The sequence below is a fragment of the Desulfomonilaceae bacterium genome (assembly GCA_041662605.1).
Taxonomy (GTDB): domain Bacteria; phylum Desulfobacterota; class Desulfomonilia; order Desulfomonilales; family Desulfomonilaceae; genus CAJBEZ01.
This window is the reverse complement of the sequence record JBAZSD010000018.1, coordinates 44,223-57,683: the sequence shown is the minus strand read 5'-3', so window position 1 is coordinate 57,683 and position 13,461 is coordinate 44,223. Positions and strand designations below refer to the sequence as shown.

Genomic DNA, 13,461 nt, shown 5'->3' with positions numbered 1-13,461 from the left:
GAGATGTACGGATGGCGCGGTAAGGTTTTGTGGGTGGATTTAACCGCAGGTCGCGTTGAAGAGCGGCCCCTTGACCCTCGAGCCGCCCGCGATTACATCGGCGGTCGCGGACTGGGTATCAAACACCTCCTCGACACTGTAGACCCTGAAGTCGATCCTTTAAGTGAAGGCAACGACCTGATCTTTGCCACGGGCCCGTTGACCGGGACCTCCGCTCCCACCGGCGCCCGGTACATGGTGATGACCAAATCGCCTTTGACCGGGGCCGTAACGTGTAGCAATTCCGGAGGCAAGTTTCCCTCAGTTCTCAAAAAGGCCGGGTGGGACTCGATAATCGTCAGAGGTAGGTCTTCCGAACCGGTGTACCTCTGGATGAACGGTTCCCATGCCGAACTGAGACCCGCCGGACATTTGTGGGGTAAAAATGTGCCGGAAACCGATGAAGCCGTGCGAGCCGAAACCGACATGTCGGCGAGGACGTCCGTAATCGGCCCGGCAGGCGAATTGGGAGTTCTGTTCGCCTCCATCATGAACGACAGACACCGGGCGGCTGGACGTTCCGGCGTGGGCGCGGTGATGGGCTTCAAGAAGCTGAAGGCAGTCGCGGTCAAAGGGGAAGGCAAAGTCGAGCTGGCCGATCCGAACCGATTCAAGTCCCTCGTCGCAGGGTTTCTTGACCGTTTTAAGAAATCGTTCCATGGAGGCCCGATCCCGCTGCGGGAATGGGGAACTGCAATAACCGCAGTGGGCACGCAGAATTTCGGTGTGTTTCCCACACGCAATTTCCAATCCGGTCTGTTCGAAGGATGGAAAAAAATCGACGGCAGAGCGCTCACTAAACAGTACCTGGTGAAACCCAAGGCCTGTTTCTCATGCCCCATAGCGTGCGGACGCGGCACAAAAGTGCCTGACGGTCCCTATGCCGGCGAAGGAGAAGGGCCGGAGTACGAAACGGTATATTCATTCGGAAGTGATTGCGGGGTAGACGATCTTGCCGCGGTGACCAAGGCGAACTACATCTGCAACGAGTTGGGCATGGACACCATCACCATGGGGGCGACCATCGCGTGCGCAATGGAAATGAGCGAGAAAGGACTGATTTCGCCCTCAGATGTCGGGCTTGGCCGCGATCTCAAATTCGGAGACGCCCGGGCTGTGGTGGAACTTACCCGTCTGACCGGGCGTCGACAGGACTTCGGTCATTTGCTCGCACAGGGTTCGCTGCGTCTCGCGCGGCATTACGGCCGGCCCGAATTCGCCATGGTGGCCAAGGGCCAAGAATTTGCAGGCTACGATCCGCGCGGGGAGCAAGGTATGGGGCTGGCCTATGCGACAAGCCCCATCGGCGCGTCGCACATGAGAGGCGACCCTGCCTACATCGAGCTTCTGGGCGTTCCCAAGCAGCTCGATCCACTAACCTACCATGACAAGCCCCAAATCGTAAAAGATTGGCAGGATGCGTTCAGTGTCATCGACGCCGCGGGATTGTGCGTATTCTTCTCAGTGCGCAACTACGTGCGACCGGATGAGACAATCAAGCCGGAAGGAATCACCGAGTTGCTCAACGCGGCTACCGGCATGGACTATTCGTTGGAAGAAGTCTGCGCCGCAGGAGAACGTATTTTCAACGCCGAACGCCTCTTTCTCTCACGGGCAGGTTTTTCCCGGAAGGACGACACCTTGCCGGCCCGCATTGTCTCGGAGCCAATGCCCGATGGACCGGCGAAGGGAATGGTGTGTCACCTGGAAGAGATGTTGAATGAGTACTACCGGCTACGGGGATGGGACACTAACGGAATTCCCACTGAGGAAAAGCTCAGGGAGCTTGGACTCGCCTAGATTCTTCGGGAGCGGCTGCAATGCGTATCGGTGTTAGACTGCAGTTGACCTTCAGCGACATGACGCCCCACGGTGAGGAGCTTTTCTACCTGGATGCGCCTCCGGGCGCCACTGTGGCGGACGTCCTGGAGACTCTCGCGATTCCCGATTCCGCTCCCAAGGTCATTATCGTCAATGGACGGGCGGCGAAGCCGAACCGAGAACTCGTGGAAGGCGATCAACTCGTCTTGTTTTCGCCTGTGGCAGGCGGATAACCCGCGCTTGAGGATTGGCGCCAGTATTCGCGACTTCGTGGTTTGGCTAGCAATCCCGGGTTGCGTTAAAATCGAAAAACCGGGCTGATGACAGGCGCTGGTACCGCTCCGGATGGCAGGTCAACAGGATTATCTGAAGTCTCTTTGCGCTGTCCTCCAAAACATCGAGGACCCTCCCCAGCCGCATGGAGTCAGTAGCGGTAAGTACATCATCGAGAACAACGAGCTGTCTTTCATCCTGAGCCAGGACGTCGGCCAGGGCCAGCCTAACAGCAAAGTAAAGCTGTTCCCGTTCTCCGCCTGAAAGACTTGTAACCCCGACATTGAAGTCACACAATTCAGGCATAAGCTCTGACGGCTGAAACATGTCTCCAAGACGGACCTGTCCCAAGCCGGCCCCGCAAATGTAATTCAAAGTCTTCGTTGCCGCATCCTCTACGGGTCGTGAAACAGACGACAACGCCTCCTTACGCACGCTATCTATCGTGTCATGCAACAGGCGAATCGCATCCTGATCAAGCTCCTCACGCTGGATGCTCTTCTCCAGTTGAACAATCGTTTCATGAGCTTTAGCCAACTCGGAATATGAACCGCCTTCGCTAAGGACTTTGAGGCTCCCAATTGCCATGCTCTCCTGATCCTTGCATTGTCCGTAATGATTTTCAGCCTGAGTTTTTGCTGATATCAGCTTCTTAGCCAAGGCTTCAGGGTCTTGATCAAACTTCTTTAGCTGGTTTTGCAAATCTTCCAATTTGCTTTTCGCTGCGTTCCAACTCATGGAAATTTCGTTCAGCTCGTTTTTGCGTTGCTCCGGGGTTTTGTTGTCCTTGTTCAGACCATTGAGTCGTTTCTCATTTTCCCCGATCGCTTTTTCTACTCCTTCAATTTTCGTCCTTAATACTCCCAGTCTCTTGTCCAGATTACCACGCAGTTTCCTGGCGTCCTCCAGATTTTTTGACGCTTGCTCCCTTTGCGCTGCGTGCGATTCGGCCAATTTATCAGCTTTCTTTTTCAGATTTTCCCAGTCCGGCGAATTTGACACCCACTCGGGATAATGCTCTAAAATCACCTCCCGGTTGTGTTCCAAAGACGCTCTTTCATGTTCCAGGACATTGAGCTTAACTTTGCCCAACAATGTTTTGATTTCCAGCTCCGCCTCACGAATGTTTCGGGCTATTTCGTTGGCCCGACCGGAAAGTTTCTCAAGCTCGGTTAGATCGGTAGTCCCATAGGGCTCAGACAATTGCGATATTTTCTTTTGTGTCTTGGAAAGTTTCTCCCTGAGTTCGTCGATTGATCCGGTCGGACCCCAAGCCCTGATCGTCGCCACGTCAGGGATTCGGACGCTTACTTCAGGAGATCCCCTGAATGCTGTGACCTCTCCAGACAGGACGTTGACCGCCCCCGTGTCATCGCCCTTCAGCACATCAACCGTCAGTCCTGTTTCAGCAATGACTTCCACATGCATTAAAGAGGCGTCTATTCTGAGATTCGTGTCATCACGGTCCCTCATGGCAATTCCAATAGCCTTCAGTGTCTCTTCATTCGGGGATTTTACAGACTTTCTTTGCAATTCAAGCTGTGTGAGGCGTTCCCTGGCTACAGAAATCCGGGTCAACTTTTCTTCGAGAGCCGTCAGTTTCGGACAGATGTCAGAATAGGAACGAGCTGACTCGGCGAGAATTGTCATATCGTTAACTTCGTTCTCCAGCGTCTTGATCCTGTCGAGGTCTTCCTGACAATTCGTGAGATTATCCTCGGCGATTTCGAATTCTTTTCCCTTTTGTTCCAAATCTTTGGCAAGCTGTTCTAATTCTATTCGCCCTATGGCGATGTCATTTTCTGTTTTGGCTATCTGTTCGATGGTAGTGTTCAGCGCCGCAAACTTACCCGCGTGAATCTTGGCGCTGCTGTCGTTTTCACTCCGGGCGGCCTTCAGCTCACGATATTCTTTCAAGCTTGATTCTGTGGTCGACAGCAATCCCTCTATCCGATCCAATTCCAGCCTGGCCTTCGCTGTAAGAAGCCGACATTTTTCAACCTCAGCCGATGTCCTTTGAAAAGATTCATATCGATCCTTCGCCTGAATCAAGTCGGTTCGAGTCTTTTCAAGGTCCTGCCTGAACGTAACGCTTGCCGGGGCGTCTTTACCTTTTTTCAGTTTTCCGGCGCCTGTGAAATACATGGCATAGAGCCTGTTAATCTCCTTTTCCACACGGGATGAGCCGTTGGATGTGAGATGAGCGCTCAGAGTGTCTCGAATATCGTGAAGGACATCATTGGACAACTGGTCGAGAGCAAGTCTTCCCTGCGGGGCCCACAGAGCCTGAGCCCATCCCCAGTGTTCAACTCTCGACAATCCCTTGGCAGGCGGATTCCTGGTTAGCATCTCGCGAACCGCTTCATCAGCCTTTAGCCCCTGCTTAATCGGATTGTACCGGCCGGCCTGCATTTCCTCCAGTACTGAACTGACGCTCTGTATAAACTGCTTGGTTATCCGGTAAGAATGGCCCTTGTGTTTAAACTCAACCACTACTCTGGGCGCGAGATCCCGCCCCCAGGGTTGAATCTCGTTAATGTCTTCTCCCTTGACATTATGTCTGTCAATCAAACCTCTCCTTAAGGCTTCGAAAAGGGATGACTTTCCTGAGCCGTTGGAAGCGTACACCACATTGAGGCATTCTGAAAATGGTCCCACGACTTTTTCCCGAAGCATGTTCCGCCAATAACAGACGCCAATTGACTCAACAATCATTTCGGGACCCCCTTTACTATGGTGTAAAGTCGCGATAGGGCTAACTGCGTAACTTCCGGCCTATTTTCAGAGTCCTGTAACAGACGAAGGGCGGCTTGTTGAATGACACCCTGTCCAAGATCGTCGATCCATGAACAATCGGTAGGAGCGGCCTTCAATTGGCAGGAGTCGATGTCACTCCAGAAAAACCTCGACTCAAGCATCTGCTCAATGTGCTCCAACTCCGATCGTTCCTCCATGTTCAAAATACCGGATATGGTTAACTGAATCAGAGTCTGGAAAGGACTGGCCAACGATTCAAGCGCATCCTTCAGGCGCTTTATGTCTCCCTGTTTGATCAATTCTTCGGCAACAGAAATCCAGTTTAGACCACCTGATTTGACCGGCCTTATCTTGGGCGCCTTCCCATGGGATTCTATTTCAACTACTAAAACATTACCGCTGTCACGTTCGCCGAATTTGGTGGTTTCATGCGTTCCAGAATAGGCCATCCGGACATTTCCATCAGAGTCGGGGTATGAAGCGAAAGAATGCCAGTGGCCTATAGCCAGATAGTCCAACCCTGTCCGTTGGGGAGCGTCTCTTGGGATCGGGGAATCAGGCTCATCCTGACGAATGCCTTCGACAGTTCCGTGGGCCAGTCCTATTCTGATACGGCCGACATCTTCTTTTGGTATCCATGCCGTGGGGTTGGCAGTAGATCGCTTTTCTTTAAGCGGGCATGGATAGACTAACGCCTCAGCGATTTCAATACATCCCTCCTCCCTGAGCACTGTAACATTAGGCGCCCCCCAGGCCGGGTGTTCCCACACCGAGCCAGGAAGCAAGGGGTCGTGATTGCCTGGAATGATCAGGACCGGCCCGGGAAATGATCGAAGTATGTCTGCGACCTTTTGGACCAACCTCCGGTCCACTGCGTTGTCTTCAAAGATATCACCCGCGACTAATATGAAATCAGCGTTCTCTGACTTGGCCACGTCCATGACTCGCCTGGCGGCCGCTAGACGTTCCTCCCTAACCCGGGGAGCGCGATCTCCTATCGAATCAGCTCTCATGCCGATCTGCCAGTCAGCGGTGTGAACAAACTTCATGAACCTCTCCAGCCAGTTTCTCAATCTTTCCCTTGTAGAGTTGGGAAGCCCTTTGGGTAGGGGAACTGAACTCTACCATGTTTCCGTAACATTTCAAGAAGATGCCCGAAATGAACTCTTTGTTCAAATAAGTGTCTAAGAAAAAAGAATAAGGATTGAATTGAGGCAGAACATCTTTCTAGCCTACGAAAGGAGGGTGTCCCATGAAAGCGGGAATCTTTTTTACGGGTTCCGGACCGATCTTGATCCTCACTTCATACGATTCTCTTACCGACGAACGACTGGTAGGGCAGCTCAAGACCAACGGCGTGAAGAAGTTTGTAGCTTATGGGGTCCCGGTAGAACTCCTTAAACAAAAGTATGGGCGCCACTTCAATGCGGTGATGGGAGACCTTCACCAGGAGAGTGACTTGCGCGTTCTTGACTATGACGGTCATCATGTGTTTGAGAATTTCCGTATTCAGGAACTTGGCGCTCCGATCTACCTAGAACCATGACATCATTCTACTCAAAGTGTGGTTTATACACGAGCCAAATTTTGGGTTGATTTCTGACCCTCGATATATCGAGGGTGAAACTTATACTTGCGCTAGATATGTTGAAATAAGATGATCCAGGGCCATGTGCACGTCTTCGACGGGTCCGTACTCTCCCCTGTCGGATTCGATATGAATTACATATTGCGCCCTTCTTTTCATGACCCCTCCGTGAAAACCCACTATAGCGACAGATGTCGCGCCATTCTGATTTGCGTAATCGAGTGCGTTTACAGCGTTAGGGGAGTTCCCGCTTGCGGAAATACCGACCACAATGTCTCCGGGACGCATTAAATTCCGGAGTTGTCCTACAAATATGTTCTCATATCCAATGTCGTTACCCAGACAAGTTACATAGGCCATGTTCGCCGCAAGGCTAATGGCCCGGAACGGCTTCTTGCCCTCCGGAGATGCGCATACTCCCATGTCGTTTGAAAAGTGGCACGCGGTCGCGGCGCTCCCCCCGTTTCCCAGGAAAAAGATTGTGGCTCCTTTTTCTCTGGCGTCCAGAAACAACTGAACCACTTTTTCGACTTCCTCCAGGTTCAGGTTGTTGAGTAAAGCAATCAGCCGTTTGACATAATCTTTGGCGTAATCTTTAGGCGATTCGCATTTGCAAGCAGTGTTTTTCACCTTTACCCCCTTATTATTGAGCCTCACTGCCAAAATCTAGTTCATTTGGAGGTCTCTTACAACCCGATTTAATCTCTCCGTAAAGAAAAATCTTGAATTCCCGACACATTTACTCTATCAATTATGAATCCAATAGTTTCAAACGCAGAAAGTCAAGCTTACCCGAACTACAGACCAAGGATCTACAACCAGAATAGTTATTCGGGTCAATCCCGAATCATATAAACAGTCCTGATTGCGTGATTGGTTTCGTTTCGTCATTGAGTCCAGTCTTTCATTAATTGCGGCGACATACTGATTTTTCATTTCCAAGCGCTCCCTGAGGTGGAACAAGTGGACATAATTCCTCAGATTCTTGTCAGCGGCATAGCGGCAGGCGGCGTATATGGCTTGATCGCTCTTGGATTCGTCCTGATTTACAAGGCCACGAGCGTACTGAATTTGGCCACAGGCGAATTCATGACCTTAGGCGCATTTGTATGCCTGACCGTCTTGACAGAACTGTCGGCGCCATTTGGCGTCGCTCTTTTTGTTACCATGATCTTCGCTGCCAGTCTCGGAGCTTTGACCGAGAGAATAGCGTTAAGACCACTTATCGGCGAACCGATCATATCCGTTATCATGGTTACCATAGGTCTTGCGAGCGTGTTAAAGGGCGTCACGCACATGATCTGGTCTCCACAATTCAGAACATTTCCTCAGGTTTTCCCGCCCACTCCTTTGGATCTGGGCTTCGCTATTGTTCCTTCAGGTCTTTTATGGGGGTTTATTTTCGCTGTTATCTGCACCGTGGTTTTCACCGTTATATTCCGCTACACAAGAACCGGTTTGGCGATGCGCGCCACAGCGGCCAATCAACAGGCTGCTCTTTCGATGGGGATCAGCGTAAAGAGGGTGTTTGCTCTTTCCTGGAGCTTCGCTGCCATCACTGCGGCTTTGGGCGGAATAATTATCGGGAACATCAACGGAATAAGCATTCATTTGGGACACATTGGCCTAAAGGTTCTCTCGGTAATAATCCTGGGCGGCCTGGACAGCATCATCGGGGCAATAGTCGGCGGATTCATAATTGGCGTCCTTGAGAATTTCGCAGGTGTTTATCTTGACTCCATGTTCGGTGGCGGCGTGAAAGAAGTCGCCCCGTTTATAATATTGGTTCTGATCATAATGATCAGGCCTTATGGGATATTCGGGAAACCACTCATTGAGAGAGTCTAGACATTCAGTTAGTCGTGTTTGAGGACCGATATGCGTTGTGGAGATTTTAAAGAATCCTATCGTGAAGACGAAGAAATCTTTCAGAGTCTGTTTGTAAGGATTTGCCTCGCAGTTCTCTTTGTTTTGCTCATTATCACACCTTTTGTCGCAAGCTCCTATGTTCTGTACATCATGAATTTGATAGGCATTGCCATTATAGGGGCTGTAGGTTTAAACCTCCTCACCGGATTTACGGGTCAAATTTCCCTTGGACACGCCGCATTTGTCGGTGTTGGCGGTTATGCGACAGCGATACTTGTTACCCGTCTCGATATGCCCTTCTGGTTTGCAATGCCAATAGCGGGGTTCGTGTCCGCAGGAATGGGATTAATTATTGGGATCCCGTCTTTGCGGGTTAAAGGCCTTTACCTATGCATTGCCACCCTGGCGGCGCAATTTATCCTGGAGTTCGTGTTTGTGCATTGGGAATCAATGACTCATGGAATCCGTGGGATAAACGTGCCAGCTCCCAGGATCGGGGATTTCGTATTCGACACTGAAAAGAGTTACTATTTTATAACCCTTGTCCTTGTAATCCTTACGGTCGGTTTTGCCAGAAATCTTGTAAGAACAAAATGGGGTAGAGCTTTTGTGGCAATTCGCGATCGCGATCTTGCGGCCGAGATAATAGGAATTAACCTGTTCCGCTACAAATTGGCCGCTTTTGCTCTCAGCTCTTTTTTCGCCGGTATTGCAGGAAGCCTTTGGGTGGGATTCATCAAGGTTGTAACTCCGGAACATTTTCCATTCTCCCTCTCTATCCAGTATCTGGCCATGGTTATAGTCGGGGGCCTTGGTAGTGTTCTGGGTTCCATCTTTGGAGCCATATTCATGACGCTCACCCCGGAGCTTCTAAACATTTTCGTAAGTTCCGCCAAACAGCTATTCCCTGGGTTGGACCAATTTTTCATCCCGCTGAAGGAAATAATCTTTGGTGGCATGATCGTGACCTTCCTGGTCCTGGAACCTCATGGGCTGGCGGAAATTTGGCATCGTATCAAGAACTTCTTCCTGCTTTGGCCTTTTTCGAACTGAAACTGGATTTTCGACCGATGAATTGTCGCTTCAAGCATTGATTTGAGCGTCCTGACCAGACGTAACCGTTGTGAATAGGTGTTGATCATTAAGTAGAGCTTCTCAAAATTGACCTTCAAACAAGAAAAGGAGAGCAAAGAATGAAGAAGAGACACTTCTGGTTTTCGGCGATGGTTCTGGCAATTGCGATCGCATTTTCAGCTTTTGCTTATGCGGAAGACGAGATCAAGGTGGGAGCGGTACAACCGATCACCGGCAGATTCGCGTTTGCAGGCGTAAACATCAATGCAGGTCTTGAAGACGCCCTGATGATCGCTAATGAAGAAGGCGGCATCAACGGCAAGAAGATTAAATACATCATGGAGGACGGCCAGTATCAGTTGGACGTAGCTGTTGCGGCATTCAAACGAATCATGTCGCGGGACAATCCACTGATCATGTATGGAGAAAGCACGGGCCTGGGCAAAGCGATGTCTCCGGAAATCAAGGATAGATACAAGATTCTGTACAGCTCGACGTCTTTTTCCAGTGAACTGGCAGATCCCAAGGAAAATCCTTATATGTTCGTGCCGGGTCCGACATATGCTGATATGTTCGGGATATTGCTAAAGTATATCGCCAAAGAAAAACCGGGGGCAAAAGTAGCCTTTTTCTACAGCGACACCGAATTTGGAAAAGACCCGATCGAGGCGGCAAGACAGATGTGCAAGACCCTGAAACTTGATCTGGTTGCCGAAGAAGTCGCTCAGGTAGGGTCAGTTGATGTTACATCGCAGGTTTTAGACATGAAACGCAAGAATCCGGACTTCGTAATTTTCCAGGGCTTTGTGGTGGATCCGGTCCAGACAGTCATCAAACAGTGTAGAGATTTCGGCATGAAAACCCAATTCATGGGAACTTTCTGGGGCGCTTCAAAGATGGTGGTGGATAATCTCGGTCCTATGGCGGAGGGCTATATGGCTGTGAATCCCTACATGTACTGGTGGAATGATGATGTCCCCATGATCAAAAAGATCAAAGCGTATACAGCAAAGAAATATCCAAAGGTAACTTATCGGGACAATTCCTATATGCAGAGTTTTATGACAGGGCTGATCTTTGTCGAGTGCCTGAAACGGGCGGATAAAGCAGGGGAACTCAATGGACCCGGATTGGTAAAAGCCCTCCAGTCACTTAAAGACTTCGACAGTGGCGGTCTTTCCGCTCCATACACAATCAAGAATAACAAATTCCCGGTCGCGAGAGTCTGGAAGGCGAACACACAGAAAAAGATATTAGAGCCGGTTTCTGATTGGATTACGGTGGAGTAGCAATATAATGTCGTTGACTTTACCCGGTCTTTTAGCGCGAAACGCCGAGAAGTATGGAACTTCAAAGGTCGCTCTGCGTGAAAAGGAATTCGGGATATGGCAATCGGTAACGTGGGCCGGTTATTTCGAGAACGTGATCCATATCGCTCTTGGATTAGTCTGTTTGGGTTTTGAATCAGGAGAGAAGCTGGCGATCCTGGGCGACAACCGTCCTGAATGGCTCTATTGTGAACTGTCGGTTCAAACATTGGGTGGCGCTGCTGTAGGTATTTTCCCTGACAGTAGCGCCGCTCAGATCAAGCACATAATTAATCACTCCGACGCCGCATATCTGGTGGTAGAAGATCAGGAACAGGCCGACAAGTTTCTTGAAATTCGGGACGAATGTCCTGGGATAAAGAAGATAATAGTAGATGACCCCACGGGCATGCGGAATTATGACTGGTCAATGTTTGTGACTTTGTCGGATGTTCGCGATATGGGCCGCGAATATAACGGGAAACATCCTGAAGATTTTTCCGCGCGCCTCGAACGGATTACTGAACATACAGTTGCTCTGATAGCCTATACATCTGGGACCACTGGTCTTCCAAAAGGCGCAATGTTGACTCACAAAAACATGGTGAGGATGGCCGCGAATTATGACGAGATTGATCCGGCATATCCTGAAGACAACCACGTTTCGTTTCTCCCTCTGCCATGGATCGGCGAGCAGATGACCGCTGTTTCCTGGAACCTTTACAAGGGGTTCACGGTCAATTTCCCGGAAAGACCAGAAACAGTAGCGGAAAACATACGGGAAGTGGGACCGAACATACTTTTCGCTCCACCTCGATTCTGGGAAAAAATCTGCTCTGATATCCAGGTCAAAATTCAGGACGCTATTTGGATCAAAAGATGGTTTTACAAGGTTTGCATGCCTGTTGGGTTCAAGATGGCCGAATACCGCTTAGCCAACAGGAAACCTCCGGCTATCTTTAATCTGCTCTACAAATTGTGCCATCTCTGTCTGTTCCGGTCTCTCAAGAATTACCTCGGCCTTGGACACTTGCGAAACGTCTACACTGGCGGCGCTGCGCTTGGACCAGAGATATTCAATCTTTTTCAGGCCCTGGGCGTTAACATCAAACAACTGTACGGCCAAACGGAAACTTCCGGCATCAGCGTCGGACACAGAAATGGCGATATCAAACTGAGCACAGTAGGAAAGCCTATACCCGGCGTTGAGATCCAAATTTCCGATACAGGTGAAATACTCACCAAGGGTGATACTGTTTTTGTCGGATATTATAAAGACGAGGAAGCTACCACAAGGACACTTATAGACGGCTGGCTGCATTCCGGTGATCACGGATTATTTGACGAAGATGGCCATCTGGTCATGGTAGACAGAATGAAAGATGTTATGCGCCTGTCCGACGGGTCAAAGTTTTCTCCTCAACTCATCGAAAACAAGCTTAAGTTCAGCCTATACATCGGAGAAGCGGTTGTTGTTGGTAAAGACCGGCCGTTTGTCGGGGCCATGATCAACATTGACATGGCTAATGTGGGTAAATGGGCGGAAAGCCGTAAAATGACTTATACCACCTATACGGACCTCTCCCAAAAAGAGGAGGTGTACGAGCTGGTGGCTCAGGAAATCAGCGTTATCAACAAGTCTCTGCCAAAGGCCGCCTGGGTAAGGAAATTCGTCACGTTGCACAAGGAACTGGACGCCGATGACGATGAGATGACAAGAACCAGAAAGGTGAGGCGCTCAGTTGTTGAAGAACGATATTCCCAGTTGATTGAAGCGATTTATGGCGACAACGACAAGCTTGAAGTAACGTCAGACATCAAATACCGGGACGGTAAGGCTTTCCGTATGCAAACTTCAGTCCAGATTAAAACCGTTCCGGAACCCTAATAGTGAGTGTGCCCGAACCTATGACCAGTGTCGTTTCAGATAATTCAAACCAGAGCCTGCTGAAACTTGAAAGTCTGTTTCTCAAGTTTGGCGGTGTTCATGTGTTGACTGACGTATCTCTCGAGGTTTACAGCGGTGAAATTTTCTCGATCATTGGACCGAATGGAGCCGGGAAAACGTGTTTACTGAATTGTGTAAACAGATTCTATCATCCGGAAAAGGGAAGACTTTTTTTTGAAGGACAGGACATAACAAAACGGAAAACACATGATATAGCGGCTCTCGGTATCGCAAGGACTTTTCAGAACGTGGAACTGTTCAAGGGGATGAGCGTCATTGACAACATCAAACTGGGAAATCATGTCCACTTGAAAACCGGGATGCTCTCGGCTGGCTATTATTTTGGAAAAGCGCAACGCACTGAGCTGAAATTGAGGAAGGAGATCGAAGAAACGATCATTGATCTGCTGGAGATAGAGAGCATTCGCAAGAAGAAAGTCGGAACTCTCCCGTATGGTCTTCAAAAGAGGGTTGAACTGGCTCGGGCCCTGGCGATGAAACCGAGGTTGCTGCTTCTGGATGAACCTGTTACAGGGATGAACCTTGAAGAAACAGAGGACATGGCCCGATTCATTCTGGATATTCATGAGGAATGGGGAGTAACCATAATTCTTATCGAACACGACATGGGCGTGGTCATGGACATTTCGGATCGTGTGTCGGTTCTGGATTTCGGGGTAAAAATAGCGGAAGGGAAGCCTCAGGAAATAAGAACAGACGAGCGAGTGATAAAGGCTTACCTTGGTGAAAAAGACCTTGCCTATTCCAGGCTCGGGGGTTGACGC

General features: G+C 49.8%; 11 protein-coding genes. 8 read left to right on the top strand and 3 right to left on the bottom strand.

Going from position 1 to position 13,461, the window contains the following annotated elements:
* Window positions 1-3 precede the first annotated feature (3 nt).
* Together WC647_13920 and WC647_13915 are read left to right on the top strand one after the other, a co-directional pair.
* The gene (locus WC647_13920) at window positions 4-1,839 is read left to right on the top strand and encodes an aldehyde ferredoxin oxidoreductase family protein (protein MFA6223402.1); all 1,836 of its coding nucleotides are present in this window, start codon (window positions 4-6) and stop codon (window positions 1,837-1,839) included.
* Between the two features lie 20 nt (window positions 1,840-1,859).
* Window positions 1,860-2,093 carry a MoaD/ThiS family protein gene (locus WC647_13915; GenBank protein MFA6223401.1) on the top strand — a complete coding sequence of 78 codons (234 nt, stop codon included), beginning with the start codon at window positions 1,860-1,862 and terminating at the stop codon, window positions 2,091-2,093.
* 46 nt (window positions 2,094-2,139) lie between these two features.
* Here WC647_13915 and WC647_13910 read toward each other — a convergent pair whose 3' ends face one another.
* Together WC647_13910 and WC647_13905 are read right to left on the bottom strand one after the other, a co-directional pair.
* Complete coding sequence (locus WC647_13910; GenBank protein MFA6223400.1) at window positions 2,140-4,848, bottom strand: hypothetical protein; 2,709 nt, start codon at window positions 4,846-4,848, stop codon at window positions 2,140-2,142.
* Window positions 4,845-5,939, bottom strand: coding sequence for a DNA repair exonuclease (locus WC647_13905; protein ID MFA6223399.1), 1,095 nt, complete (start codon window positions 5,937-5,939; stop codon window positions 4,845-4,847). Before WC647_13905 ends, WC647_13910 begins: the two co-directional genes overlap by 4 nt.
* 203 nt (window positions 5,940-6,142) lie before the next feature.
* On the opposite strand from WC647_13905, the gene WC647_13900 reads away from it, so the two are divergent.
* Window positions 6,143-6,436 carry a hypothetical protein gene (locus tag WC647_13900; GenBank protein ID MFA6223398.1) on the top strand — a complete coding sequence of 98 codons (294 nt, stop codon included), beginning with the start codon at window positions 6,143-6,145 and terminating at the stop codon, window positions 6,434-6,436.
* Window positions 6,437-6,517: 81 nt separating this feature from the next.
* Here the strand turns inward: WC647_13900 and WC647_13895 are convergent, their stop codons facing one another.
* Complete coding sequence (locus WC647_13895) at window positions 6,518-7,108, bottom strand: SIS domain-containing protein (GenBank protein MFA6223397.1); 591 nt, start codon at window positions 7,106-7,108, stop codon at window positions 6,518-6,520.
* A gap of 333 nt (window positions 7,109-7,441) precedes the next feature.
* On the opposite strand from WC647_13895, the gene WC647_13890 reads away from it, so the two are divergent.
* The 5 genes from WC647_13890 to WC647_13870 all read left to right on the top strand — a co-directional run bounded on the left by WC647_13890 (window position 7,442) and on the right by WC647_13870 (window position 13,458).
* Window positions 7,442-8,326, top strand: coding sequence for a branched-chain amino acid ABC transporter permease (locus WC647_13890; protein ID MFA6223396.1), 885 nt, complete (start codon window positions 7,442-7,444; stop codon window positions 8,324-8,326).
* A gap of 30 nt (window positions 8,327-8,356) precedes the next feature.
* Window positions 8,357-9,400 carry a branched-chain amino acid ABC transporter permease gene (locus tag WC647_13885; protein ID MFA6223395.1) on the top strand — a complete coding sequence of 348 codons (1,044 nt, stop codon included), beginning with the start codon at window positions 8,357-8,359 and terminating at the stop codon, window positions 9,398-9,400.
* A 140-nt stretch (window positions 9,401-9,540) separates the two neighbouring features.
* Window positions 9,541-10,710 (top strand): ABC transporter substrate-binding protein, encoded by a 1,170-nt coding sequence (locus tag WC647_13880; protein MFA6223394.1) that lies wholly within the window; start codon window positions 9,541-9,543, stop codon window positions 10,708-10,710.
* A gap of 7 nt (window positions 10,711-10,717) precedes the next feature.
* Window positions 10,718-12,616, top strand: coding sequence for an AMP-binding protein (locus WC647_13875; protein MFA6223393.1), 1,899 nt, complete (start codon window positions 10,718-10,720; stop codon window positions 12,614-12,616).
* Between the two features lie 2 nt (window positions 12,617-12,618).
* Window positions 12,619-13,458 carry an ABC transporter ATP-binding protein gene (locus tag WC647_13870; protein MFA6223392.1) on the top strand — a complete coding sequence of 280 codons (840 nt, stop codon included), beginning with the start codon at window positions 12,619-12,621 and terminating at the stop codon, window positions 13,456-13,458.
* Window positions 13,459-13,461: the final 3 nt, after the last annotated feature.